Source organism: Sphingomonas phyllosphaerae FA2 (assembly GCF_000427645.1).
Lineage (GTDB): Bacteria > Pseudomonadota > Alphaproteobacteria > Sphingomonadales > Sphingomonadaceae > Sphingomonas > Sphingomonas phyllosphaerae.
In genome coordinates this window covers 1,435,437-1,461,274 of record NZ_KE386571.1, presented here as the reverse complement: position 1 = coordinate 1,461,274, position 25,838 = coordinate 1,435,437, and the positions used below count along the sequence as shown (strand labels likewise).

The following is a 25,838-nucleotide window of genomic DNA, read 5'->3' as shown; positions in this document are numbered from 1 at the left end:
TCTTCTACAAATTGAAGCCGCGGACGACGCGAACGGAGCCATGCTCCACCTCGACCAGTGCGACGGGCAATACCCCCAGCATCGCAAAGGCCTGACCGTCGTCGGCGGCGATCCCGGCCAGTACACGCCCCTGACGGAGCGCCCCTGCCTGGTCGGGCGTGAGTGCGAGAGCCGGGATGTCGTCCAGCCCTGCGCTCAATGGCAGGAGAGAGTGTTCAAGGCTGCGCGCCTTAGCGATTTCGTCCAGTTTGTCCAGCGTAATCGCCTGATCGAGCGTGAACGGCCCCGCCTTCGTCCGGCGCAGATAGGTGACATGGCCGACCGTACCGAGCGCCAGCGCGATGTCGCGCGCGAGGCTGCGGATGTACGTGCCCTTGGAGACATGCGCGGTCAGCGTCGCGTCGTGCAGCGGATCATCGCCGGGCGGGGTGGCGAGCGTCAGCGCGTGGATCGTCACGTCGCGCGTGGCCAGCACCACCTCCTCGCCGGCGCGCGCGAGGTCGTAGGCGCGCTGCCCGTCGACCTTGAGCGCCGAATAGGCCGGCGGCACCTGCGCGATCGGGCCGGTGAAGCGCGGCAGGACCGTTTCGAGTTGGCTGGCGGTGGGCCGCACGTCGCTGGTCGCGATCACCTTGCCCTCCGCATCCAGCGTGTCGGTCTGCTCGCCGAACCGGATCGTGAAGTCATAGACCTTGTCGCTGTCGAGCATCCGCCCGGCCAGCTTGGTCGCCTCCCCGATTGCGATCGGCAGCACGCCGGTCGCCAGCGGATCGAGCGTCCCGCCATGCCCGACCTTGGCCTTGCCATAGCCGCCGTTCCGCAGCGCGCGCTTTGCCGCCGAGACGCCCTGCGTCGAGCCGAGCCCGAGCGGCTTGTCGAGGATCAGCCATCCATGCAGCGTCACGCGCCGATCGCTCCCGCCAGCGCGAGATACCATTCGGCGAGCGCCTGCGCGGGCGGCTGGACGAGCCGCTGGACGATGTTCGCCCCGGGCACCAGTGAGGGCAAGACGAGCAGCAGCACGATCAGCAGCGGAAAGCCGAACCGCGCGAGCCGGTCCCAGCGCTGTGCCAGCCGCTCGGGGAGCAAGCCGGCGACGACATGCCCGCCGTCGAATGGCGGCAGCGGGATCAGGTTGAAGATCGCGAGAAAGACGTTGATGAGGACGAAATTGAGCAGGTTGGCGGCGACGAACGCGGGGAGGCTGCCCGGCGCGACGCCATAGATATTGCGCGTGAACAGCCCCAGCAGCACCGCGCCGATCAGCGCCAGCACGAGGTTCGATCCCGGGCCGGCGAGCGCGACCAGCATCATGTCGCGGCGCGGGTGGGGCAGGCGGCGGGAGTCGACCGGCACCGGCTTGGCCCAGCCGAACACCGGCGCCTTGGCGATCGCGAGCATCAGCGGCAGCGCGACGGTGCCGATCGGATCGACGTGGCGCAGCGGGTTGAGCGACAGCCGCCGCTGTTCCTGCGCTGTCGGATCGCCGAGCGCGCGCGCGGCCAGGCCATGCGCGACCTCGTGGAAGACGATCGCGATGACGAGCGGAATGATCCAGATCGCCGCCGACCAGATGATGCCGTTGGGGTTCATGCCCGCGCAGATAGGGCGGGGGTGGGGGGATGGCTAGGCGGGATAGCGAGTGCAGCTATCTGAGGGTTGCCCACACCAGCAAAGCCAGAAGCATAATCGGGCCAAAGAAAGTGACGATGCCGCCCGCCCAACCCCAGCGCTTATACGCCGCGTCGATCGAACTGCCCCAGAGGCTCTGGACCACCTCTGCTACCACCTCGCCGAAGATCGTCATTGCTATAGGTTGTCGGTTCGCGACAGGGAGGACAAGCGCCAAGTAGCTCGCTTTGGATAGGACCGATTGACATTCAGGCCTTCCGGGCTGGGTTGTCGTGTTTTTTAACCGCAAGTCCCCTTAATTCGTCGCCCCGGACTTGATCCGGGGCCCAGCTTCTTCTTGGCGACCGAGGTAAGAAGAAGCGGGATCCCGGATCAGGTCCGGGATGACGAGGGAGGCAGGCGAGCGACCGGCCCTAGCCTTTGGCCTGAAACGCCTCGCTGAAATGCCGTCGGCACAGCGCGACATACCGATCGTTGCCGCCGATCTCGGTCTGCCGCCCCTCCGCGACCGGGCGGCCTTCGGCATCGACGCGGAGGTTCATCGTCGCCTTGCGTCCGCATTCGCACACCGACTTGATCTCGACCAGCGAGTCCGCCAGCGCCAGCAGCCGCGCCGATCCCTCGAACAATGCGCCGCGGAAATCGGTGCGCAGCCCGTAGGCGAGCACCGGTATCCCCGCGCGATCGGCCAGCGCGGCGAGCTGATCCACCTGCGTGGCAGTCAGGAACTGCGCCTCGTCGACCAGCACGCAGGCGAGCGGCGCTTCGGCATGACGCGCGAGGGCCAGCCCGGCGAGATCGGTCGCCGGATCGAACATCGTGGCCGGTGCGGACAGCCCGATCCGAGACGCGATCGTCCCCGCGGCAAAGCGATCATCGACCGCCGCGGTGAACAGCATCGTCGCCATCCCGCGCTCGCGATAGTTGAAATCGGCTTGCAGCAGATTGGTCGATTTGCCGGCGTTCATACTGGCGTAGTAGAAATAGAGCTTGGCCATGCACCCGTCAGACCGGATGATGACAATCATGTCCAGCACCGTGCCGCCCGAACTCTACCCGATCATCGTGGTGCAGGATCGTTATCAGGGTGTTTATTCGGGTGGAGCGTGGCTGGCTATCGCGCAGGCTGACCGATCCTTGAATGGTACGACGCGCGTCGCATGGGTCATGGTCGACGGTCCCGGCGGTGGCGATGTGTGGGCGTCGGATTTCTGGAGCGATGCCCCTTCGTGGATCGCAAGCGCAAACTCGGCGGATGACGCCATCGCCCGACTGATTCGTCGGAACAGCATCGTCGGGGCTCACAGACGCTTTGCCGTCGGCGAAAGTCTACGGCCGGAGAAGGGCCTTGATCCGCCCGCATAGTCGCGTCAGGCGCTTGCCCCATGGCAGATAAGGGGCACCCGTTATGCGCGCGCCAGGGTGGTGACGAAAGGCGATGTTCACGAAGGTCCTGACCGGCACCTCGACCAACTCTGGCGGCAAGTCGATCTTGCGACTGCCGGTATCCTGTACAAAACCATCGATCGTGACGATCAGCGTCCCCGGAGAAGTCGCCCATATGACAAGGCGATCGTCCAAGATCTCCAGATCGGCAACGCTATCGGCACATCGCCCTGCGCCGGAACAAAGCGCCAATGTCGATCGCGGCGGGAGCGTCAATTCATTGCACCACGGCTCGATCCAGACCGTGAGCGCCGCCGAAGTAGCGTTGCTCACGGAGGTAGACGTCAGTCGTCGCCCAGATCGCGCGCCACCTCGGGGCGGCGCAGCAGCGAGTCGATATGGCTGCCCTCGTCGAAGCTCTCATCGGCGAGGAACTTCAGCCGCGCGGCATATTTCATCTTCACGCGGGTCGCGACCTCGCGTTGCAGATAGGCGGTGTTGGTGCGCAGCGCCTTCAGCACCGCTTCTTCGTCCTTGCCGAGCAGCGGCTTCACGAACACCGTCGCATGGCGCAGGTCGGGCGACATGCGCACTTCGGTGATGCTGACCATATGGCTGGCGAGCGTCTCGTCATGGACGTCGCCGCGCTGAAGCACTTCCGACAGGATATGGCGGACCTGCTCGCCGACGCGCAGCGTACGGACAGATTTTTCTGGCTTGTCGGTCATATCGGATAACTCCCTCTCCCCCCGGGGAGAGGGGCGGGGTGAGGGGAGGGCGTCTCACCGAGACCAGCGCTTGGGGCGACCCCTCACCCAACCCTCTCCCCGCAGGGGAGAGGGGTAGTTGCAGTATATTACAGCGTGCGCTCGCGCAGTTCGACCTCGAAGGTTTCGAGGTAATCCCCCGCCTTGATGTCGACGAAGTTCTGCGTGAACGTGACGCCGCACTCCAGACCGGCGCGCACTTCCGGTACGTCGTCCTTGAAGCGGCGCAGCGACGCGATTTCACCATTGTAGATGATGACGTCGTTGCGCGTGATGCGCGCCTTGAGCGCCTTGCGGATGACGCCTTCGGTGACCAGCAGACCGGCGGCCTTGCCGTGCTTGCCCGCCGAGAAGACCTCGCGGATTTCCGCACGACCGACGACGGTTTCGAACGCCTCCGGCCCCAGCTCGCCCGCCATGCCGGCGCGGATCTCGTCGATCAGGTCGTAGATGACGTCGTAGTACTTCAACGCCACCTTCTGCCGCTCGGCGATCTCGCGCGCCTTGGCATTGGCGCGGACGTGGAAGCCGATGATCGGCGCGCCGCTGGCACCCGCCAGCGTCACGTCGCTCTCGGTGATCCCGCCGACGCCCGAATGCAGCACCCGCGCACGGATCAGATCGGTCGAGATCTTGTTGATCGACGCGACAATCGCCTCGACCGTACCCTGCGTATCGGCCTTCACGACCAGCGGATATTCGATCGCGGCGTTCGCGCGCAGCGCCGAGAACATGTTCTCGAGGCTGGTCGGCGCCGAGGTCGTGCGCTTTTGCGTGAGCACGCTCTGACGATATTCCGCGACTTCGCGCGCGCGCTGCTCGTTCTCGACGACCTGCAACTGGTCGCCCGCCGACGGCGTGCCCGACAGGCCGAGTACCTCGACCGGCATCGATGGACCCGCTTCCTTGAGCTGACGTCCCTTATCGTCGACGAGCGCACGGACCTTGCCGCTTTCCGCACCGACGACGAACACGTCGCCGACCTTCAGCGTACCGCGCGTGACCAGCACGGTCGCGACCGGGCCGCGGCCCTTGTCGAGCTTGGCCTCGATCACGCTGCCCTCGGCGGCGCGATCCGGGTTCGCGCGCAGGTCGAGCAGTTCCGCCTGAAGCTGGATCTTCTCGATCAGTTCGTCGAGCCCGATCTTCTTGAGCGCGGACACCTCGACGTCCTGCGTCTCGCCGCCCATCATCTCGACCTGGATGTTGTGCTCGAGCAGACGCTCGCGGACGCGCTGCGCATTCGCCTCGTGCTTGTCGATCTTGTTGATCGCCACGATCATCGGCTTGCCCGACGCCTTGGTGTGGTTGATCGCCTCGATCGTCTGCGGCATCAGCCCGTCGTCGGCCGCCACCACCAGCACCACGATGTCGGTCACGTCCGCGCCACGCGCACGCATGGCAGTGAACGCCTCGTGACCAGGCGTGTCGAGGAAGGTGATCTTCGACTTGTCCTTCAGCGTGACCTGATAGGCGCCGATATGCTGGGTGATGCCACCGGCCTCGCCACGCACCACGTCGGTGCCGCGCAGCGCGTCGAGCAGCGAGGTCTTGCCGTGGTCGACATGGCCCATGATCGTCACGACCGGCGGACGCGTCTGCAGCGTGTCCTCCGCATCCTCGGTGGTGTCGATCGCGAGATCGACGTCCGAGTCCGACACGCGGACGATGTTGTGGCCGAATTCGGTCACCAGCAGCTCGGCGGTGTCCTGGTCGATCGTCTGCGTCATCGTGACGGGCATGCCCATCTTGAACAGCGTCTTGACCAGATCGGCGCCGCGCTCCGCCATACGATTCGCGAGTTCCTGCACCGTGATCGCTTCCGGCACCTGCACGTCGCGGACTTGCTTGGCCTGCGGCTCGCGCGGGCCGCCGAAGCCACGCTTCTCCTTCTCGCGGGCGCGCTTCAGCGCCGCGAGGCTGCGCGCGCGTGCGCCATCCTCGTTGAGCGCACGCGTAACGGTCAGCTTGCCGCCACGACGCTCGTCACCCTTGCGGTCACGCTGCTGCGGACGTGCCACGTTGGTGTTGCGCGGGGTCGCCTGACCGCTGGGCAGGCTGCGCGGGGCGTTGCTGCCGCCGCCAGCCGATGCGCTTGACGCAGCCGGGGAGGCCGCGGGCGTCGGTGCCGGAGCCGGCTTGGGCTGCGGTTTGGGAATCTCAGGACGCGCGACCGGCGAGAACCGGCGCGGCGCGGGCATCGACGGGTCACGACCCAGACCCAGCGTCGGGGCAGGGGCCGGAGCGGGGGCCGGCGTCGGTGCCGGACGTGGCGCAGGAGCCGGCGTCGGCGCTGCTGCGGCAGGCGCGGGCGTTGCCGCGGCAACCGGAGCTGGTGCCGGCGTCGGAGCAGGCGCGGCGACCGGCGCAGGTGCCGCCGCCTCGACCGGGGCGGGAGCGGGCGTCGGGGCCGGCGTAGGCGCGGGCTGGGCCGCGACCGGCTCCGGCGCGGCCGGTGCCGGGGCAGGCGTCGGCTCAGCGGCCTTGGCAGCCGCTTCGGCCTCGTTGCGCGCACGCTCCTCGACGCGACGACGCTCTTCCTCGGCAGCGCGCTGGCGCTCGGCGTCCTCGCGACGGCGGGTTTCCTCCAGCGTGTGCATCCGCTGGTCCTCGGCCTCGCGCAGCAGCCGAGCCTGACGCTCCTGCGCGGTCTCGTTCGAGACCGGCGGGCGCGGCGCGGGGCGTGCGGGGGCAACCGGCGCGGCGGGCGCCGGGGTCGGCTCGGGCGCCGGGGCCGCCGCTTCGGGCGCACCGCCTTGCGGACCGAGCACGCGGCGACGCTTCACCTCGACCACCACCGTATTGCTACGGCCGTGGCTGAAGCTCTGCTTCACCTTGCCGGTCTCGACCGTGCGCTTGAGCCCCAGCGGCTGGCGCATTCCGAGCTTCGGCTTGTCGTTGTCGGTCTCGCTCACTCAAATTCCTCGTGCAGTCTCACGGCCGGTAGTGGTCGCCCCGGCAATGCCGGGCGCCGATGCGCCTTGCGCGGCCGTAGCGCAAGGTGCTGTATTCAGATCAGGGCCGATAAAGTGCAGCCAACGATCGAGCGCTTCGCTGAGTCGTTTGGCCGCAGCGCGGTCGATGACGCCGATGTGTACCACATTTTCGCGGCCAAGCGCCAACGACAATATGGGGCGCGCCACCGGCAGTGCCAAGCCCCTGACGTCGGAACCTTCGCGATCGGACCCGACGCGCCATGCCTGTGCCAGCTTGCGGCACCCGTCCTCGGCGGCATCGGCGGCATGATAAAGCGCGTGCAGCTTGCCCGAGCGTGCGGCGGTCTCGATCCGCTCCGAGCCGGTCAGGATCGTGCCCCCGCGCGATTCCAGCCCGAGCCGGTCGAGCGCGTTGCGCTCCAGCGCGGCGGCGATCAGCGTGGGCAGATCGTCGGGGATCGTCAGCTCGCCGGTCTTGAACGCCCGCGCGAGCGCGCCGCGTAATTTGCCCTTGGCGATCGCCTGTTCGAGTTCGATGCTATCGACCCCGATCCACGCCCCGCGGCCCGGCGCCTTGGCGCGCACGTCCGGCAGCACCCACCCGTCAGGGGCGAGCGCCAGTCGGATCAGCGCCGCGGGCGACGCACGCTCGCGGGTGAGGATGCAGGACCGTTCGGGGGTGCCGTCTAGCGTCTCATTGTCGGGGGTCCGCATATGCGTCTCCCTTGGCAACGGGCGCGTCGCGGTCGGCCAGCAACTGGCCGCCCGCACCGTAATTCTCGGTCGACACTTCCTCGATCACGATCTGCACCGCGGCCGGGTTCTTGCCCAGCCGCGTGACCAGCGACGTCGTGACGTCCGCCACGATCGCCGCTTTCTGCTCGCGCGTCGCGGCGCCGGCCAGTCGGATCGATACGAACGGCATCAGGCGTCCTGATCCTCCGACGCCTGCTCAGCGGGCTGCTCGGCGGCCGGCTCGTCGTCGAACCAGTGCGCGCGGGCGGCCATGATGATTTCATTGCCCTGCTCGTCGCTGAGCCCGTATTCACCGAGCACGCCGCCCTTGTTCTCCGGGCGATCGGTGCGGCGCGGCGCATCGTCGTTGCGGCGGCGCGGCTCGGCGCGCTTCTTCTCGACCAGTTCGTCGGTCGCCAGATCGGCGAGATCGTCGAGCGTCTTGATCCCGGCCTTGCCGAGCGTGACGAGCATCGCCTCGGTCAGATACGGCAGCTCGGCCAGCGCATCCTCGACGCCCAGCGCCTGCCGCTCCTCGCGGTTGGCCTGTTCGCGGCGGTCGAGCGCTTCCTGCGCACGGCTCTGCAGCTCCTGCGCGAGATCCTCGTCGAAGCCCTCGATCCCGGCCAGCTCGTCCAGCTCGACATAGGCGACCTCTTCCAGCGCGCCGAAGCCCTCGGCGACCAGCAGCTGCGCCAGCGTCTCGTCGACATCCAGTTCGTTCTGGAAGGTCTCGGAATTCTTGACGAACTCCTGCTGACGCTTCTCGCTGGCGTCGGTCTCGGTCAGGATGTCGATCGCCTTGGCGGTCAACTGGCTGGCGAGACGCACGTTCTGGCCGCGACGGCCGATCGCCAACGACAGCTGATCGTCGGGGACGACCACCTCGATGCGATCCTCTTCCTCGTCGATCACCACGCGCGCGACGTTCGCCGGCTGCAACGCATTGACGACGAAGGTCGCGGTGTCGGGCGACCACGGGATGATGTCGATCTTCTCGCCCTGCATCTCCTGCACGACCGCCTGCACGCGACTGCCCTTCATGCCGACGCACGCGCCGACCGGATCGATGCTCGAATCATGCGAGATGACGCCGATCTTGGCGCGGCTGCCCGGATCGCGCGCAGCGGCCTTGATCTCGATGATGCCGTCGTAGATTTCGGGCACTTCCTGCGCGAACAGCTTCTTCATGAAGTCGGGGTGTGCGCGGCTCAGGAAGATCTGCGGGCCGCGGTTCTCGCGCACCACCTTCAGGATCAGCGAACGGATGCGGTCGTTGACGCGCACCACTTCGCGCGGGATCTGCGCGTCGCGGCGGATCACGCCCTCGGCGCGGCCGAGATCGACGACGATATGGCCGAACTCGACGCGCTTGACGACGCCGGTGATGATCTCGCCGGCGCGTTCCTTGAACTCTTCATACTGGCGCTCGCGCTCGGCGTCGCGGACCTTCTGGAAGATCGTCTGCTTGGCGGCCTGCGCCTGGATGCGCCCGAATTCGATCGGGGGCAGCGGATCGACCAGATAGTCGCCGACGCTCGCGCCCGGCTGCAGCTTCTGCGCGCCGTTGACGTCGACCTGTTTGTAGATGTCGTCGACCTGCTCGACTACCTCGACGACGCGCCACAGCCGCAGATCGCCGTTGTTGGCATCCAGCTTGGCGCGGATGTCCATTTCCTGGCCATAGCGCGTGCGCGCGGCGCGCTGGATCGCGTCCTCCATCGCCTCGATGACGATCGCCTTATCGATCATCTTTTCCGAAGCGACCGAATTGGCGATCGCGATCAGCTCCGCGCGGTTGGCGGTGACGCCGGTGGCCATCAGTGGGTTTCCTCTTCTTCGTCCGCGGACGTTATCTGAATCTCTTCTTCCGCGCCCTCCATCGAGAGCGGGACGGTGGCCTCGATCAGGCGATCGGTCAGCACCAGCTTGGCATCGGCGATCAGCGCGAACGGCACCTGCTCCAGCACGCCGGTGCGCGGGTGGCGGATCGCGATCATGCCATCGGCATCGATGCCTTCCAGGTCGCCCTTGAACTGCTTCTGCCCGTCGACCGCCTCGGTCAGCACGATCCGTGCCTCATGCCCGGCCCAGTCGATGAAATCCTGCCGACGGGTCAGCGGGCGGTCGATGCCCGGCGACGACACTTCCAGCCGGTACGCACCCTCGATCGGGTCCTTGCCGGCCTCCTCCAGCGCGTCGAGCTTGTCCGAGATGCGGCGCGACAGTTCGGCGCAATCGTCGATGTTCAGCTGCCGCGTGTCAGGCCGCTCGGCCATGATCTGCAGCGTGCGCTCATCGTCCTTGCCGAACAACCGGACGCGCACCAGCGCGAAGCCGAGCGCGTCTGCCTCTGGCTCGATCAACCGGACGAGGGGAGTGATGTCGTTCAAAAGCACCTACCGCACATGCGTTTCTTGCCGCCGCGGAGCGAGCCCCGCAGCCCCTTATCACCTCGCGATGTAAGAGAAAGCACCGCCCATATAGCGCCACTGCGCTACGCTCGCAAGCGCCTAGCCCAGCTTGCCGGAACAATGCATGTGACCCGGATTTGTTGAATGAAACTCGGATGAAAAAGGAGAATCGGGTGCTGTACCGTATCGCGCTCGCCGCCGTCGCGCTCACCGCTGCGGCGGCCTGCAACGGGGAGGATTCGGCCGCGGTGCAGCCGGTCGCCGACGCGCCGGGCGTGCCGGCGCCGACTCCGAGCCCGTCGCCCTCGCCGAGCAGCACGCCGGTTGCGGGGACGCCGTTCGCCCGCGCGGTGATCGCCGATTTCGACGCGCCCTGGGCGATGACCTTCCTTCCCGACCGCCGGATGCTGGTCACCGAGAAGAAGGGCGAATTGCTGCTCGTCAGTGCGGACGGCTCGTCGCGCCGCACGATCGCGACCATCGACGTCGATTCCGCCGGGCAGGGCGGATTGATGGACGTGGTGCTCGCCCCCGATTTCGCGACCAGCAAGCGCGTCTACTTCAGTTATTCGGCTCCCGGGCAGGGCGGCAAGGGCGTGGTGCTCGCGCGTGGCGTGCTGTCGGGCGACGCGGGGGCCGAACGTCTTTCGATGATCGAGGCGCTGTATCGCGCCACACCGTTGGTCAACGGCGACGGCCATTATTCGGGGCGTATCGCTTTCTCGCCCGACGGTCAGTATCTGTTCTTCACCAACGGCGAGCGACAGAAGTTCACTCCTGCGCAGGACAAGGGCGGCTCGCTCGGCAAGGTGTTGCGGCTGACCCCGGATGGCAAGCCGGCGGCGAACAACCCACTCGCGACGCAGGGCTTTCTACCCGAGGTGTGGAGCTACGGGCACCGCAACCTGCTCGGGCTCGCCTTCGATGCGCAGGGCAATCTCTGGCAGCAGGAGATGGGGCCGAAGGGCGGGGACGAACTCAACCTGATCCTGCCCGGCCGCAACTACGGCTGGCCGAACGTCTCGAACGGCTCGAACTACGACGGCAGCGACATCCCCGATCACGCGCCCGGCGACGGCTATGAAGCGCCGAAGGTCTGGTGGAATCCGGTGATCTCGCCGGGCGGGCTGATGATCTATTCGGGCGACCTGTTCCCGCAATACAAGGGGGACGCGTTTATCGGCGGGCTGTCGTCGCAGTCGCTGGTGCGGGTCGACCTCAACGGTACGAACGCGAGCAAGGGCGACCAATGGTCCATGGGCGCGCGGATCCGCGAGGTGGAGCAAGGCCCGGACGGCGCGATCTATGTGCTGGAGGACGGCGGCGATTCGCAGGGCCGGTTGTTGCGGCTGACGCCGGCGGCGTAAACCGTCGCGCGCAGAAGAAGCGGGTCCCGACATGAGGGGGCAGGTGACTTCCCCTCCGTCGCCCCTGCGAAGGCAGGGGCCCATGTCTGTCGCGTATCGCCAGACGTCGACACACGTACCCGGCATTTTGTGTCAAACGCTCCGCGCCGCCACGTACAGACATAGGCTCCTGCCTGCGCAGGAGCGACGGTTACTGCCCGCACGACCGACAAACCCTTGACGCTGCACCGCAGCATCGCCAGCTATGCGGTTCACCACAAAAGCCGAAACCGGGGAAATCGCATGGCCACCGCCATTGCCGACGTGCGCAACGCACCCGTCGGCTTGATCCATTTGTCGCTCGCGGTCGGCGGGTTTGCGATCGGCACCACCGAATTCGCGACGATGAGCCTGCTGCCCGACATGGCGCGCGACCTCGGTGTCGATGCGCCGACCGCCGGGCATGTCATCAGCGCCTATGCCTTGGGCGTGGTTGTCGGCGCGCCACTGCTCGCCGTGCTCGGCGCGCGGATGGCGCGGCGGCATCTGCTGATCGCGCTAATGACGCTGTTCGCGCTCGGCAACGCGTTGTCCGCGCTCGCGCCGACCTATGGCTGGATGATGCTGTTCCGCTTCATCGCCGGGCTGCCGCACGGCGCATATTTCGGGATCGCGATGCTGGTCGCGGCGTCGCTGGTCGATGCGGGCAAGCGGACGCAGGCGGTGGCGCGCGTCATGCTGGGGCTGACGGTCGCAACGATCGTCGGCGTGCCGCTCGCCAATTTCATGGGGCAGCTGCTCGGCTGGCGCTCGTGCTTCATCGTCGTTGCGGGGCTGGCGGCGCTGACCGCGGCGCTGGTCGCCTTTTTCGCGCCACGCGACCGCGGCGACCCGGCGGCGAGCCCGCTGTGGGAGCTTCGTGCGCTCCGGCGGCCACAGGTGTGGCTGACGCTCGGCATCGGCGCGATCGGGTTCGGCGGGCTGTTCGCGGTCTATACCTATCTGGCCGACACGATGGCGGACGTGACGCAGGTCGGCCCGCGCATGGTGCCGTTCGCACTCGCTGCGTTCGGCGTTGGGATGACCGCAGGCAATCTGATCGTTCCCAGGTTCGCCGACCGCGCCTTGCTGCCGACCGCCGCCGCGGTGCTGGTGTGGAGCATCGCCGCGTTGCTGCTCTGGCCGCTGGCCGCGCAGCACTTCGCGACCGTGCTGGTGGCGATGGTGGCGATCGGGATCGGCGGCTCGCTCGGCACCGTCCTCCAGACCCGGCTGATGGACGTGGCGGGCGACGCGCAGGCGCTCGCCGCGGCGCTCAACCATTCGGCGTTCAACACCGCCAATGCGCTGGGGCCGTGGCTGGGCGGGATGGCGATCGCCGCCGGCTGGGGCTGGACCTCGACCGGCCCGGTCGGGGCCGTGCTCGCGGTCGCCGGGCTGGTCGTGCTGGCAGTGTCGTGGGCCGTGGACCGCCGCGCCGCTACATGACGATGCCGGGCTTTGCCTCCGCGATTGCCGCCAGCACCATCCGCTCCCACACCGCAACATCGCCCGCCGCGGCCATCGCCGGGCTCGGCGCGCGCATCGTGTGCAGCACCGCAATCGCATCGTCGCGGTGATCCTTCCACTGCGCGTCGACGAGCGCGCTCGGCGATTCGACGGTGCCATGACCGTTGGCGCTCAGATGCTGCGCAGCGAGTACGCGCGCGATCCGCTCGACGACGGGGGAAGTGGCAGTGTCCATAAGCGATCTCCTTGTCCTTCACCCCGCAACGTGTTCAAACCGGCTGCGGCTCCACGCTAATCCTTTCGATCGAACCTCGCGAGCAGCTCTTCATTGGGAAAGGCCAACAGGCTCTCGTAGGTACGCGGTTCAGGGTCGGTGACACGGCGCAGTTCCGGCCAGCCCGCTCGGCGTATCGCCCACAGCGCCTTCGCGGCATAGCTGGCCTGCGCCGGAGCGAAGGCGGGGTCGATGATGGTATAGCCCGGCAGCGCCGCGACGATCGCGTCGAAGTCGCTGCGGGGCTGCTCGTGACCGTGATACTCGAACGCCACGATCGGCCGATGGCGCGCGATCGTGCCGGCCAGCCCGCGGAACACCGAGGCTTCCCATCCCTCGACGTCGAGCTTCACGAAATCGACCTTCGGTAGATCGAGCGCGGCGACGTAATCGTCGGCGCGGCGGATCGGCAGCTCGATCACCTCCACACGAGCGTCGGCGGCCTCGTCACCACGCAGGAACCCGCTTGCGCCGAGGTTGCCCGACACGTTCGAGGCGAAGCGGAACATCCCTTCCTCGTCGCCAAGCCCGACATGGTGGAGGGTGACCCGATCCTCCAGCCCGTTGCTTGCGACATTGTGCTTCAGTCGCGCGAAGGTGACCGGATTGGGCTCGAACGCGTGAATGGCGGCGATATGGCGTGCCAGATACAGTGCGTGGTTCCCGATGTTCGCGCCGATATCCAGCATGACCGCATCGCGCGGCAGCACCTTCAGCAAGAAATCGAGATACTGCCGTTCGTAGATGCCGAATTGATAGATGAAGGAGTCGACATATTCGTGCGGGTACAGCCGAAAGGTCAGCCCTTCCGGCGTACGGTGATCGAATGGCGCGCGCGCAGCCGCCCAACGCCGCCGCTGCCTCGGCGCCACGAGAAGCCGGTGCACGGCCTTTTTCGACGCGATTGCCAGTCCGTTCAGTACGTCAGACACCCAGAACCCCCCGTTCATGCCACGCATAGATAGTGACCCATGTCGGTGCACGACACCATAGCCGTGGCGAGCAATCCGCAATTGACTCCCGCTCCGGCGCGCGTAGAGGGCGGTTCGGTCGATGCCGCGCAAGGGGCATGGGCAGGCGCGGGAGAGCGCGGCCGGCCTTTCAGGTCATCAGCCGCCGCCGAAGGAGCAACCACCCCGGAATCTCTCAGGCAGAAGGGACCGCGCCGGCCGATCGACACTCTGGAAAGCGGCATGTGGGCCTCGGCCCGCACGCCCACCGAAGGGGTAACCCGGCATATCCGGGGAAAGCTCTCAGGTTCCGTGACAGAGGGGGACATTCGGATCGATGGCGGGCCCCGGGCTCCGCATGCGACCGGCCTCTTGTAACGGAAGACCTGTGATGAGCGAAACGCCCGTTAGCCATGAAGACGACGGTTTCGAGCCGCTGGAGATCCTGACGCTCCCGCTCGACGCCTGGCACCGCGCGAAGGGCGGCCGGATGGTCGAGTTCGCCGGCTATCACATGCCCGTCCAGTACGAGAGCATCATGGCCGAGCACCTCTGGACGCGCGAAAATGCCGGGCTGTTCGACGTCAGTCACATGGGCCAGCTGTCGATCACTGGCGACAATGTCGCGACCGCGCTCGAGGCGCTGATGCCCGCCGCGATCGTCGATGCGCCGCTCAACAAGGCGCGCTACTCGCTGCTCCTCAACGACCAGGGCGGGGTCCTCGACGACCTGATGCTGACGCCGCAAGCCGCGGATCGCATCTACATGGTCGTCAACGGCGCGACCAAGTATGACGATGTCGCGCATATGGTCGAGCATCTGCCCGACGATATCACGCTCAACATGATGGAAGAGCACGCTTTGCTCGCGGTGCAGGGGCCGAAGGCGGTCGAAGCCGTCGCGCGGCTCGTGCCCGGCGTCGCCGCGCTGACCTTCATGCAGGCCGGCGCGTTCGAGTGGAACGGCCACGCCCTGTGGATCAGCCGTTCGGGCTATACCGGCGAGGACGGCGTGGAAATGTCGGTGCCCGCCGAGGCCGCCGAGGCGTTCGCCGACGCGCTGGTCGCGCAGCCCGAGATCAAGCCGATCGGGCTCGGCGCGCGCGACTCGCTGCGGCTGGAGGCGGGGTTGCCGCTTTACGGTCACGACCTCGATCCCGCGATCACCCCGGTGCAGGCCGATCTCGGCTTCGCGCTGTTCAAGCGCCGCCGCGAGGCTGCCGACTTCCCCGGCGCCGCACGCATCCTCGCCGAGCGCGAGGCCGGCCCCGCCACCAAGCGGGTCGGGCTGCTGGTTGAGGGGCGTCAGCCGGTCCGCGAGGGTGCCGACGTGCTCGACGCCGCGGGCGCGGTCGTCGGCCGCGTCACCAGCGGCGGCTTCGCGCCGACCGTCGGCGCGCCGATCGCGATGGCCTATGTCCCGCTCGCCGATGCCGTGCCCGGCACCGTCGTCACCCTGTCGCAGCGTGGCAAGGCGCACCGTGCCACCGTCACCGCGATGCCGTTCGTTCCCCACCGCTACTTCCGAGGAGTGAAGTAAAGATGAGCCGTTATTTCACCGAGGATCACGAGTGGATCGACGTCGATGGCGACACCGGCACGGTCGGCATCAGCGACTATGCGCAAAGCCAGCTCGGCGACATCGTGTTCGTCGAAGTGCCTGACGCGGGCCGTGCGCTCGGCAAGGGCGACGAGGCTGCGGTCGTCGAGAGCGTCAAGGCCGCGTCGGACGTCTATTCGCCCGTCTCCGGCAATGTGCTCGAAGGCAATCCGGCGCTGACCGACGAGCCGGCGCTGGTCAACAGCGACCCGGAAGGCGAAGGCTGGTTTTTCAAGATCACGCTGTCGGACGCGTCCGAGCTGGACGCGCTGATGGACGAAACCGCCTACGCCGCGTTCGTCGCGAAGCTGTGATCTAACATAGCCCCCTCCCCATCGGGGAGGGGGTTGGGGGAGGGGCGCGTGCTCGCGGAACGTCAGCCGTTCCGTCCGCCGCTACCCGTATCCCCGGACGCTGACCCTCCCCCGACCCCTCCCTGACACGGAGGGGGGAGTTTTCTGAACATGCGCTACCTGCCCCTGACCCCCACCGACCGCCAGGACATGCTGGCCGTCATCGGCGCATCGTCGATCGACGCTCTGTTCGCCGACGTGCCCGAAGCCGCGCGGCTCGACGGCCCGATCCATGACCTGCCCAACCACGCCAGCGAGCTGGCGGTCGAGCGCCACATGGCTGCGCTCGCCCGCAAGAACACGGTGGCGGGCGAGGTGCCGTTCTTCCTTGGGGCAGGGGCGTATCGCCATCACGTTCCCGCCAGCGTCGATCACCTGATCCAGCGCGGCGAGTTCCTGACGGCCTACACGCCGTATCAGCCGGAGATCGCGCAGGGCACGCTCCAGATGCTGTTCGAGTTTCAGACGCAGGTCGCCGCCTTGCTCGGCACCGATGTCGCGAACGCCAGCATGTACGACGGCTCGACCGCGTGCTGGGAAGCGATCGGCATGGCGCGCCGCATTACGCGGCGCGGCAAGGCGATCCTGTCGGGCGGGCTGCATCCGCATTACGTCTCGGTCGCGAAGACGATGGCGAAGTACACCGGCGACGCGCTCGACACCGCGCTGCCGACGCTCGGCGCCGACACCGATCTCGACGCGCTGATCGCGAAGATCGACGACGACACCTCGTGCGTCGTCGTCCAATATCCCGACATCCTCGGCCGCATCGCCGACCTCACCCCGCTGGCCGACGCCTGCCATGCGAAGAAGGCGCTGCTGATCGCGGTCGTCACCGAGCCGGTCGCGCTCGGTGCGCTGCGCTCGCCCGGCGAGATGGACGCCGACATCGTCGTGGGCGAGGGCCAGTCGCTCGGCGTCGGGCTTCAGTTCGGCGGCCCGTATGTCGGGCTGTTCGGCTGCAAGGAAAAGTACGTCCGCCAGATGCCGGGTCGGCTGTGCGGGCAGACCGTCGATGCCGAGGGCCGCCGCGGCTTCGTGCTGACGCTCTCCACCCGCGAGCAGCATATCCGCCGCGAGAAGGCGACCAGCAACATCTGCACCAACTCCGGGCTGTGCGCGCTGGCCTTCTCGATTCACATGACGCTGTTGGGTGAGGCGGGGCTGCGACGCCTCGCGGCGCTCAACCACGCGGGCGCGTGCCGTGCGGCGGACCGGCTGGCGAAGGTGCCGGGCGTCAAGCTCATCAACGACACCTTCTTCAACGAGTTCACGCTCGACATCGGCAAGGAGGCGCGACCGGTGGTGCGCGATCTCGCTGACAAGGGCGTGCTCGCGGGCGTGTCGCTCGGGCGGCTGTACCCGGGCGAGGATGCGCTGGCGAACGGGCTGATCGTCGCCGTCACCGAAACCGCGACCGACGAGGATATTGAGGCGCTGGCGACCGCGCTTGAGGAGGCACTGGCATGAGCATCAACGCAAGCGGCTGGAAGCCGACGACGCCGGTCGCCGGCGGCAACGCGGCCCCGACCTTCACCGGCAACAAGGCGCTGATGCTCGAAGAGCCGCTGATCTTCGAGATCGGCTCGACCGAGACGACCGGCGTTGACTTTGCGGACGGCGATGTCGCAGGCTCGCGGCTCGGCGATCTGACGCGCAAGAGCGCGATCGGGCTGCCCGGCCTGTCGGAGCAGGAGACGGTGCGTCATTACACCCGCCTCAGCCGCCAGAATTACGCGATCGACCTCGGGCTCTTCCCGCTCGGCTCGTGCACGATGAAGCACAATCCGCGCCTGAACGAAAAGGTCGCGCGGATGCCGGGCTTCGCCGACATCCACCCGCTCCAGCCGGTCGACACCGTGCAGGGCGCGCTGGGCGTCATCAACGAACTGGCGGTGTGGCTCATCAAGCTGACCGGCATGTACGGCGTCGCGATGAGCCCCAAGGCCGGCGCGCATGGCGAATTGTGCGGCATCCTGTGCATCAAGGCGGCGCTGGAGAAGCGCGGTGAGGGCCACCGCAAGGTCGTGCTGGTGCCCGAATCGGCGCACGGCACCAATCCTGCCACCGCCGCCTTCGCCGGTTTCTCGGTCGAGGACATTCCCGCCACCGACGAAGGTCGGATCGATACCGCGGCGCTCAAGGCGCGGCTCGGACCGGACGTCGCGGCGGTGATGATCACCAACCCGAACACCTGCGGGCTGTTCGAACGTGATCTCAAGGAGATCAGCGACGCGGTCCACGCCGCGGGCGGCTACGTCTATTGCGACGGCGCGAATTTCAACGCGATCGTCGGGCGCGTGCGGCCGGGCGACCTCGGCGTCGACGCGATGCACATCAACCTCCACAAGACCTTCTCGACCCCGCACGGCGGCGGCGGGCCGGGTTCGGGGCCGGTGGTGCTGTCGGAGGCGCTCGCGCCGTTCGGTCCGCTGCCGTACACCGCGCGGACGAAGGACGGGTACGTCCATCTGATCGAGGAAGAGCGCGCCGAGGAATTCTCGAACGAGCATTTTGGCGGCAAGCTGGACAGCTTCGGCCGCATGGTCGCCTTTCACGGCCAGATGGGCATGTTCACGCGCGCGCTGGCGTACATCCTCAGCCACGGTGCGGACGGGTTGAAGCAGGTCGCCGAGGACGCGGTGCTCAACGCCAACTACGTGCTGCGCTCGCTGGAGGACGTGCTCGACGCGCCGTTCGCGGGGGCGGGGCCGTGCATGCACGAGGCGATCTTCTCGGATAAGGGCTTTGCGGCCGGCTTCTCGACGATCGACGCCGCCAAGGCGCTGATCGACGAGGGCTTCCACCCGATGACCATGTACTTCCCGCTGGTCGTCCACGGTGCGATGCTGATCGAGCCGACCGAAACCGAAAGCCGCGGCGCGCTCGACCAGTTCATCGGCGCGCTGCGCTCGGTGGCGGAGCGGGCAAAGGCCGGCGACCCGTCGCTCAAGACCGCCCCGCACTTCGCCCCGCGCGCACGCCTCGACGAGACGCTCGCGGCGCGCAAGCCGGTGCTGACGTGGAAGCCGCCGGTCGTGCAGGCCGAGGCGGCGGAGTAAACGCCGGACCGTCATTGCGAGCGTAGCGAAGCAATCCAGAGCGTCCTGGTCCGGCCCTGGATTGCTTCGCTACGCTCGCAATGACGTAAAGCTGCTCAATCCTCCGGCGCGGCGGTCACCGTCTGCTGCTTCCCCAGCCGCTGTTCACGCCAGACGATGAACAGCCCGCTCGCGATAATCACCGGCGCGCCGACCCACGTCATCGTGCTCGGCAGCACCCCGAACAGCAGCCAGCCGTAGAGCGTCGCCCAGATCAGCCCCGAATAGTCCATCGGCACCACCGTCGTCACCGGCGCCAGCTTCGCCGCGCCGGTCAGCGCCAGTTGCCCGCACCCGCCGACCAGCCCGATTGCCGCGAGGTTCAGCCACGTCAGCGGATCATGTGCCTTCAGGTGAAACGCATAGGGCACCGCGATCAGCGGCAGCGTCAGCACTGAAAACCAGAACACCGTCGTCCCCGACGGCTCGTCGCGCAATTGCCGCAGCAGGATCGCGACCAGCGCGACGAACAACGCCGCCAGCAGCCCGACGATGGCCCCGAACAGCGGCACATGCGTGCCACTGCCCGGCTGCGCGACGATCAGCACGCCGGCGAACCCGACCAGCACCGCACCCCAGCGCTGCACGCCGGTCCGCTCGCCCAGCACCAATGCGCCGAGGATCGTCGCGAAGATCGGCACCGTGAACTGGAAGGTCGTCGCCTCGGCGAGCGGCAACAACAGCACCGCGCCGAACGTGAACACCATCCCGACCACCCCGACCAACGACCGCGCCAAATGCCCCTTGATCCGCGTCGTGCGGAGCGACCCCAACCCGCGGGTCGCCGCGACGAACCCCAGCACCACCGGCAACGCGCAGGCCTGTCGCCAGAACATCGTCTCGGGCAGCGAAGCGCCGCGCGTTTCGGCGAGTTTCACCAGCGCCGACATGGTGGAGAGGAAGAAAATCGCCAGCAGGCGCAGGGCGATGCCCTTCAGGACGCGATCACCCGACATAGGTCGTCCCTAACCGTCGCACTCCGCCAAAGGAACCCCGCGCGTTGCCGCTTGGCGAGCGGGCGCTTTTGCCGCTATCGCCGCGCGCATGAAACATGCGCTCCCCGTCACCCGCGAGGCCGACTTCGCCGCCTGGTATCAATCCGTCATCACCGAGGCCGATATGGCCGAGGAATCGGGCGTGCGCGGCTGCATGGTCATCCGGCCGTGGGGCTATGGCATCTGGGAACGATTCCAGCGGCTGCTCGACGATCGCATCAAGGCGACGGGCCATGAGAATTGCTATTTCCCGGTCTTCATCCCGCTCAGCTATTTCGAGCAGGAAGCGAGCCATGTCGAAGGTTTCGCCAAGGAAATGGCGGTCGTCACGCATCATCGCCTGATCGCGGACGGGAAGGGCGGTCTGGTCCCCGATCCCGCCGCCAAGCTGGAGGAGCCGCTCGTCGTGCGCCCGACCAGCGAGACGGTGATCGGCCATGCCTTTGCGCGCTGGGTGCAGTCGTGGCGCGACCTGCCGGTGCTCATCAACCAATGGGCGAACGTCGTCCGCTGGGAGATGCGCACCCGCATGTTCCTGCGCACCGCCGAGTTCCTGTGGCAGGAAGGGCATACCGCGCACGCCACCGCCGAAGAGGCGCGCGAGGAAACGCTCAAGATGCTCGAGGTTTATCGCGACTTCGCCGAGAATTGCGTCGCGGTGCCGGTGATCGCCGGCGAGAAGCCCGAGAACGAGCGTTTCCCCGGCGCGGTCGGCACCTGGTCGATCGAGGCGATGATGCAGGACGGCAAGGCGCTCCAGGCCGGTACCTCGCATTTCCTCGGCACCAATTTCGCCAAGGCGCAGAACATCCGCTTCCAGAATGCCGAGGGGCAGCTCGATTACGCGCAAACGACGAGCTGGGGTGTCTCGACGCGGATGATCGGCGCGCTGATCATGGTGCATGGCGACGACGACGGGCTGCGCGTGCCGCCGCGCGTCGCGCCGTGGCAGGTGGTGATCGTCCCGATGCTCCGCGACACGCCCGAAGACGGGGCGCTGGTGACGTACTGCCGCGAACTGCAGCAGGCACTGGCCGCCGAGAGCGCGTTCGGCGAGCCGGTGCGCGCGCTGCTCGACCTCAAGCCGGTCAAGGCGACGAACAAGCGCTGGGGCTGGATCAAGAAGGGCGCACCGCTCGTGATCGAGGTCGGCGGGCGCGACATGGCGGCGGGCAACATCTCGGTGATCCGTCGCGATCGCCTGTACCGCGAGGACGGCAAGCTCGACAGCGCCGCGGTGGCGCGCGACGGCTTTGCGGGCGGCGTCGCGGCGCTACTGGGCGACATCCAGCAGACGCTGTTCGATCAGGCCAGGGCGCGGCTGGACGCGAACATCGCGCCGGCCAGTGACTGGGCGCAGGTCGAGGCGCATTTCGCCGAGGGCGCGAAGAACCCCGGCTGGCTTGAGGTGCAATGGTCGCGCCCGACCGGCGCGGGTCTCGACGCGGTGGTCGAGCGGCTGAAGGCGCTCAAGCTGACGCTGCGCAACGCACCGATGGGGCAGGCGGCGGCGGACGGCGCGTGCATCTTCACCGGCGACACCGCGGTGGAGCGCGTGCTGGTCGGGCGCGCGTACTGACGCTAACCAACCCATATTGTCACCCCGGCGAAGGCCGGGGCCCAGTTGGGGAACGTCGCCGTATAACAACGAGCGGCCCGCCACTGGACCCCGGCCTCCGCCGGGGTGACGATTGAGGTTAAAACCGCGTCCGCAGCGTCAACCCATAAGTCCGCGGCTCGGCCAGGAACGACGCGAACAGCTGGTTGCCGACCCCGCCGAACGCCTGCACCTGCTGCTGGCTGCCCGCCCCCTGAAACGGCGCGTTGAACGCCACCTGCTGATATTCGGTGTCGAGAAGATTCTGCGCCCAGACCTCGATCGCCCAGCGATCCTGATTGCCGCGCAACCCAATGCGCGCGTTGAGCAACGTGAAGCCGTCCTGCTCCTTCTCGATGAACAGGTCGGAGCCGGTATTGTAATCGGACACCGTGCGCTGGTCGACGTAGAACAGCGCCGACATGCCGCTGCTGCCGATCGGCGGGTTCCAGCTCACCGAGGTGGTGATGACGTTGCGCGGCGCATTCGACATCTGCGATCCCGATAGCAGGAACAGCGCCGGATCGAGCGCCGCGCCCGCGTCCGAACCGACCAGATTACGGCGATACTTCGTGTCGGCGAACGTATAGCCCATGTTGATCGCAAGATGGTCGGCCGGATAGAATCCCGCCTCCGCCTCGAACCCCTGGCTGACCACGCCGTAGCGGACGTCGCCGGTGCACGCGCCGGTCGCCAGCGAATTGTCACGATCCGCCCCGTTCAGTCCGTCCGAGCAGGAGCCGATATTCTCAACGACATAATTGGTGCCATTGAAGGTATTGAGCTGGAAGTTCTTGAACTCGGACCGGAAGCCGGCGAGGTTGAAGGTGAACTGCCGGCTCGAATATTTCAGCCCGACCTCATAGGCATTGACCGTCTCGGGATCGAAGCGCAGTCGGCTGCCATTGATATTGGCGATCGTCGCGGCCGTATAGGCATCGCCCAGATCGGAACGGTCGAGGTTGTACCCGCCCGCCTTGTAGCCGCGCGAATAGCTGGCATAGGTCATCAACCGGTCGGTCGGCTTCCAGCTCAGCACCGCAGTGCCGGTCACCTGATTCTCGCGCAGCTTGTCGTCGATCGTGCGCCCGTTGAGTGCGCTGGACGAATTGCCGGTGCAGGCGAGGGTAGCGATCCCGCGGGTCAGCGCCGCCAATTGCGCGTTGTTGAACAGATTGCCGCCCGGCCCCGCGCCCAGCAACGCCTGCACCTGCGGACAGACGGTGTTGTTGTTGCCGAACGTGGCATCGAAGTCCTTCTGCTCGCGCGTCCAGCGCAGGCCTGCGGTCAACGATAGTCGATCGGTCAGCCGGAAGATGTTGTGGGTGAAGACCGCGAAGCTCTTGCTATTCTGGTTATAGACGTCGCGCGTCGTGCCCAGGTCGTTGAGCGTCGATAGCAGGCGGATGCTGCCCAGCACGATCGGGGTTGCGGCCCCGAACGCCGCGGTCGTGCCCGGCACCTGCCCCTGCAGGATCGCCGACCCCGCCGCGCTCAAGCAGCCCGGGTTGGCCGGGTTCCGCAATGCCGCATTGGGATTGATCGTCGCGACGATCCGGCAGGCCGCGAACGCCCCGTAATCGCGCCCGAACTTCAGATTGTCGACGACCTGCAGATCCTCGTTGCTGAAGAAGCCGCCGATCAACCAGTTGAGCCTGTCACCGAACGCCTCGCCGTTCAGCCGCAGCTCCTGCGTGAAGGTATGGAATCGCCGATAGTTGTTGCCGTCGTTCGGACGGTAGCCGATGTCGAGCACATTGGCGTCGATGTCGTTCGCGCCGTCCGACTTATACTCGCGGTACGCCGTGATCGATGTCAGCGCAGCGCTGCCCAGATTCCAGTCGATCTGCCCCGACCCGCCATAATCCTTGGTGACGTTCGAATAAGCACGTCCCGGCGTAAAGGCGATGCGGCGGCTGTAGGGATCGTTGCCGGCCGGGAAGACGCTGCCCGCCGGATAGCCGCGCAGCGCGGCCACCTGCTGCATCACGCTGACGATGCGATTGCCCGCCGGGTTGATCGCATAATCGCCCGGTACACCCGGCGTCGGATCGGTCTTCTCGCGCGTATCGACATAGACCGCCCCGCAACATTTCTCGTTGCGCCATGTATAATCGCCGATCAGTCGCACCGAGAAATCGGGCGAGGGTTCGAGCAGCAACTGACCGCGCACGAACCAGCGATTGCGGTTGTTATAGTCGGTGTCGTTGACGACATCCTTGTAGAAGCCGTCGCGCTTGGACGCGACGCCATCGATGCGGAACGCCAGCAGGTCCTTGACGATCGGCCCGGTGATCGCCCCCGCGACACGGTAGAAATCATAATTGCCGTACGTGCCCTCGGCATAGCCGCCGAAGTCGAACGACGGCGCTTTGGTATAGATGTTGATCGCGCCCGCCGAGGAGTTGCGCCCGGACAGCGTGCCCTGCGGCCCGCGCAGCACCTCGACCCGGTCGACCTCGCCAAGATCGTTGAGCCCCGACCCCGTCCGGCTGCGATAGACGCCGTCGATGAACACCGTGACCGAGCTTTCGAGCCCCGGATTGTCCCCGACCGTACCGATGCCGCGGACGCGCGCCGAGGCGTTCGCCTCCGACCCGGTCGACGACACGTTCAGCGACGGCGCAAGCTGTGCAAGCTGGCGGATGTCGGTCGCGCCGGAGTTCTGCAAGGCGGCCTGGCTGACCGCGTTGATCGAGATCGGCACGTCGGCCAGCCGCTCGGCGCGGCGGGTGGCGGTCACGACGATGTCACCGGCGTTGAGCATTTCGGTGTCGCCGGATTGCGCGGCGGCGGTGTCGCTCTGTCCGGCGACAGCGGCGTTGGTGGTGACGGGGCTCGTCTGGTCCTGCGCCAGGGCCGGCAGCGCCAGCACCGCGGCGGCGGTGGACAGAAGGGTGGCGGTAAGACGCATGGCGCTATCTCTCTCCCAATGTCATCCGAACTCTTTGAAGGTTCGGTATCGGGCGAGCGTAACGCAGAAGCCGCCTGCGTCCAGCCATTTTACAAGATCGGCCGGCGATTTTTGAAAACACTGTCCGACAAATACAACGCCGCCGCGCGGATCACGCGCGGCGGACGTTACGGCAGGCTGGATAATCCGGCGCGGTTACTTGGGCGCGAGCACCATCAGCATCTGGCGGCCTTCCATGCGCGGATAGGCTTCCACCTTGGCAATTTCCTGCACCTGCTCGGCGACTCGCTGCAGCACGTTCATGCCGAGCTGGCCGTGGCTCAGCTCGCGACCGCGGAACCGCATCGTGACCTTCACCTTGTCGCCTTCCTCGATGAACTCGGCGACCTTCTTCATCTTGGTGTCGTAATCGTGGTCGTCGATGTTCGGACGCATTTTGATCTCCTTGATCTCCTGCGTCTTCTGCGACTTGCGGGCGAGGTTCGCCTTCTTCTGCGCCTCGTACTTGAACTTGCCGACGTCCAGGAACTTCGCGACGGGCGGATCGGCGTTGGGCGACACTTCGACCAGGTCGAGCCCGACCTCGCGCGCCTGCTCCATCGCCTCGCGCGTGTACATCACGCCAAGGTTCTCTCCCTCGTGATCGATCACGCGGACCTTGGGGCTCTGGATCCACTCATTGAACCGCGGGCCGTTCATCGGCGGCGCCTGGTTTGGCCGGCGCATCATGGGAGGACGTATGGGTATTGCTCCTGTGGTGATTACCCCCTCAATATAGGGCATCCGTTCGCGTTTTGGAATAGCTCCCTCTCCCTCGCGGGGAGCATCGGGTGAACAGCGCCCCCTGCTGTTCACCCGATGCTGGCCGGGATGAGGGGTAGAGGCTTCGCAGAGAGGGCGCTCTCGGTGAGACACCTGACCCTCACTCAATCCTTTTCCCGGAGGGGAGAGGGCCTAAGAGTGCAAGCTCGGCTCGCGCTTCATCGCGGAGGATTGCCGCTCAGCGCTTCGGCCCGGTACGTGCCGGTGCGTTGAGGATGCTTTGCATCGCATTGTTGCGGTTCGTGATTTCGGCCTGCTCAGCGTCGGTGAGCCGCCCGTCGCCGCCATAACGCCGCGCCAGATCGTCGGTGATGCCGTTTTCGGTCTTCGCGCGCCGTGCATCGCTGCGCGACAGCCGACCGGCGGCGCGTTCGCGATCGATGCGCCCGTTATTGTCGTGGACGCTCGCTCCGGCCCCGCCGACTTGTCCGTTGATTCCCGTCTGCGCCATCGTGGGAGGGGGCACTGTCAGCGCCAGCGCCGCAAGCAAGATACGCATCGTCTCCG

24 protein-coding genes and 2 riboswitches are annotated in these 25,838 nt (G+C 67.0%); of the genes, 8 read left to right on the top strand and 16 right to left on the bottom strand.

Annotation, left to right across the window (positions count from 1 at the left end; genetic code table 11):
* Window positions 1–4: 4 nt before the first annotated feature.
* From truB to SPHPH_RS0107265, 4 genes are all read right to left on the bottom strand, one after another.
* Window positions 5–937, bottom strand: a complete 933-nt coding sequence (gene truB, locus SPHPH_RS0107280; protein WP_051272888.1) for a tRNA pseudouridine(55) synthase TruB — start codon at window positions 935–937, stop codon at window positions 5–7.
* Window positions 901–1,593 (bottom strand): site-2 protease family protein, encoded by a 693-nt coding sequence (locus SPHPH_RS0107275; protein ID WP_028966108.1) that lies wholly within the window; start codon window positions 1,591–1,593, stop codon window positions 901–903. Before SPHPH_RS0107275 ends, truB begins: the two co-directional genes overlap by 37 nt.
* 55 nt (window positions 1,594–1,648) lie before the next feature.
* Complete coding sequence (locus SPHPH_RS21075) at window positions 1,649–1,807, bottom strand: hypothetical protein (RefSeq protein WP_156025875.1); 159 nt, start codon at window positions 1,805–1,807, stop codon at window positions 1,649–1,651.
* Between the two features lie 238 nt (window positions 1,808–2,045).
* Window positions 2,046–2,630, bottom strand: a complete 585-nt coding sequence (locus SPHPH_RS0107265; protein ID WP_028966107.1) for a thymidine kinase — start codon at window positions 2,628–2,630, stop codon at window positions 2,046–2,048.
* Between the two features lie 28 nt (window positions 2,631–2,658).
* On the opposite strand from SPHPH_RS0107265, the gene SPHPH_RS19110 reads away from it, so the two are divergent.
* Complete coding sequence (locus SPHPH_RS19110; protein ID WP_202900645.1) at window positions 2,659–2,997, top strand: hypothetical protein; 339 nt, start codon at window positions 2,659–2,661, stop codon at window positions 2,995–2,997.
* A gap of 365 nt (window positions 2,998–3,362) precedes the next feature.
* On the opposite strand, the gene rbfA is transcribed toward SPHPH_RS19110, so the two are convergent.
* From rbfA to rimP, 6 genes are all read right to left on the bottom strand, one after another.
* On the bottom strand, window positions 3,363–3,746 hold the full coding sequence (rbfA, locus tag SPHPH_RS0107255; RefSeq protein ID WP_028966106.1) for a 30S ribosome-binding factor RbfA: 384 nt from the start codon (window positions 3,744–3,746) through the stop codon (window positions 3,363–3,365).
* A gap of 128 nt (window positions 3,747–3,874) precedes the next feature.
* Window positions 3,875–6,700: a translation initiation factor IF-2 gene (infB, locus tag SPHPH_RS0107250; protein WP_028966105.1), complete on the bottom strand. Its 2,826-nt coding sequence runs from the start codon at window positions 6,698–6,700 to the stop codon at window positions 3,875–3,877.
* Window positions 6,701–7,435 carry a DUF448 domain-containing protein gene (locus SPHPH_RS19105; RefSeq protein ID WP_051272886.1) on the bottom strand — a complete coding sequence of 245 codons (735 nt, stop codon included), beginning with the start codon at window positions 7,433–7,435 and terminating at the stop codon, window positions 6,701–6,703.
* Entirely contained in the window at window positions 7,416–7,646 is a 231-nt protein-coding gene (locus tag SPHPH_RS0107240) for a tautomerase family protein (protein ID WP_028966104.1), read from the bottom strand. Before SPHPH_RS0107240 ends, SPHPH_RS19105 begins: the two co-directional genes overlap by 20 nt.
* Complete coding sequence (gene nusA / locus SPHPH_RS0107235; RefSeq protein WP_028966103.1) at window positions 7,646–9,277, bottom strand: transcription termination factor NusA; 1,632 nt, start codon at window positions 9,275–9,277, stop codon at window positions 7,646–7,648. Before nusA ends, SPHPH_RS0107240 begins: the two co-directional genes overlap by 1 nt.
* Window positions 9,277–9,849, bottom strand: coding sequence for a ribosome maturation protein RimP (rimP, locus tag SPHPH_RS0107230; RefSeq protein WP_037488246.1), 573 nt, complete (start codon window positions 9,847–9,849; stop codon window positions 9,277–9,279). Before rimP ends, nusA begins: the two co-directional genes overlap by 1 nt.
* Before the next feature lie 176 nt (window positions 9,850–10,025).
* On the opposite strand from rimP, the gene SPHPH_RS0107225 reads away from it, so the two are divergent.
* Window positions 10,026–11,237 (top strand): PQQ-dependent sugar dehydrogenase, encoded by a 1,212-nt coding sequence (locus SPHPH_RS0107225; RefSeq protein ID WP_028966101.1) that lies wholly within the window; start codon window positions 10,026–10,028, stop codon window positions 11,235–11,237.
* Between the two features lie 282 nt (window positions 11,238–11,519).
* A complete protein-coding gene (locus SPHPH_RS0107220; RefSeq protein WP_051272885.1) occupies window positions 11,520–12,704 on the top strand; it encodes an MFS transporter in 1,185 nt (394 codons plus the stop codon).
* Here the strand turns inward: SPHPH_RS0107220 and SPHPH_RS0107215 are convergent.
* Window positions 12,697–12,960, bottom strand: a complete 264-nt coding sequence (locus SPHPH_RS0107215; protein ID WP_028966099.1) for a hypothetical protein — start codon at window positions 12,958–12,960, stop codon at window positions 12,697–12,699. The genes SPHPH_RS0107220 and SPHPH_RS0107215 overlap by 8 nt on opposite strands.
* Before the next feature lie 56 nt (window positions 12,961–13,016).
* Window positions 13,017–14,063, bottom strand: a complete 1,047-nt coding sequence (locus SPHPH_RS20410; RefSeq protein WP_156025873.1) for an FkbM family methyltransferase — start codon at window positions 14,061–14,063, stop codon at window positions 13,017–13,019.
* A gap of 6 nt (window positions 14,064–14,069) precedes the next feature.
* A riboswitch (glycine riboswitch) is annotated at window positions 14,070–14,172 on the top strand.
* Window positions 14,173–14,278: riboswitch (glycine riboswitch) on the top strand.
* Window positions 14,279–14,340: 62 nt separating this feature from the next.
* On the opposite strand from SPHPH_RS20410, the gene gcvT reads away from it, so the two are divergent.
* From gcvT to gcvPB, 4 genes are all read left to right on the top strand, one after another.
* Window positions 14,341–15,489, top strand: coding sequence for a glycine cleavage system aminomethyltransferase GcvT (gene gcvT, locus SPHPH_RS0107205; protein WP_051272883.1), 1,149 nt, complete (start codon window positions 14,341–14,343; stop codon window positions 15,487–15,489).
* Window positions 15,490–15,491: 2 nt separating this feature from the next.
* Window positions 15,492–15,863, top strand: a complete 372-nt coding sequence (gene gcvH, locus SPHPH_RS0107200) for a glycine cleavage system protein GcvH (RefSeq protein WP_028966097.1) — start codon at window positions 15,492–15,494, stop codon at window positions 15,861–15,863.
* 150 nt (window positions 15,864–16,013) lie between these two features.
* The gene (gcvPA, locus tag SPHPH_RS0107195) at window positions 16,014–17,372 is read left to right on the top strand and encodes an aminomethyl-transferring glycine dehydrogenase subunit GcvPA (RefSeq protein ID WP_028966096.1); all 1,359 of its coding nucleotides are present in this window, start codon (window positions 16,014–16,016) and stop codon (window positions 17,370–17,372) included.
* Window positions 17,369–18,964, top strand: a complete 1,596-nt coding sequence (gene gcvPB / locus SPHPH_RS0107190) for an aminomethyl-transferring glycine dehydrogenase subunit GcvPB (protein WP_028966095.1) — start codon at window positions 17,369–17,371, stop codon at window positions 18,962–18,964. The genes gcvPA and gcvPB overlap by 4 nt, the downstream gene beginning before the upstream one ends.
* 95 nt (window positions 18,965–19,059) lie before the next feature.
* Here the strand turns inward: gcvPB and SPHPH_RS0107185 are convergent, their stop codons facing one another.
* Complete coding sequence (locus SPHPH_RS0107185) at window positions 19,060–19,959, bottom strand: DMT family transporter (RefSeq protein ID WP_028966094.1); 900 nt, start codon at window positions 19,957–19,959, stop codon at window positions 19,060–19,062.
* Between the two features lie 88 nt (window positions 19,960–20,047).
* Between SPHPH_RS0107185 and proS the strand changes: the two genes are divergently transcribed.
* A complete protein-coding gene (gene proS / locus SPHPH_RS0107180; RefSeq protein WP_037488242.1) occupies window positions 20,048–21,577 on the top strand; it encodes a proline--tRNA ligase in 1,530 nt (509 codons plus the stop codon).
* A gap of 118 nt (window positions 21,578–21,695) precedes the next feature.
* Here proS and SPHPH_RS0107175 read toward each other — a convergent pair whose 3' ends face one another.
* The 3 genes from SPHPH_RS0107175 to SPHPH_RS0107165 form a co-directional block, all read right to left on the bottom strand.
* A complete protein-coding gene (locus SPHPH_RS0107175; RefSeq protein WP_028966092.1) occupies window positions 21,696–24,509 on the bottom strand; it encodes a TonB-dependent receptor in 2,814 nt (937 codons plus the stop codon).
* Window positions 24,510–24,704: 195 nt separating this feature from the next.
* On the bottom strand, window positions 24,705–25,238 hold the full coding sequence (gene infC / locus SPHPH_RS0107170; protein ID WP_028966091.1) for a translation initiation factor IF-3: 534 nt from the start codon (window positions 25,236–25,238) through the stop codon (window positions 24,705–24,707).
* Between the two features lie 271 nt (window positions 25,239–25,509).
* Window positions 25,510–25,830: a hypothetical protein gene (locus SPHPH_RS0107165; RefSeq protein ID WP_028966090.1), complete on the bottom strand. Its 321-nt coding sequence runs from the start codon at window positions 25,828–25,830 to the stop codon at window positions 25,510–25,512.
* Between the last annotated feature and the right edge of the window lie 8 nt (window positions 25,831–25,838).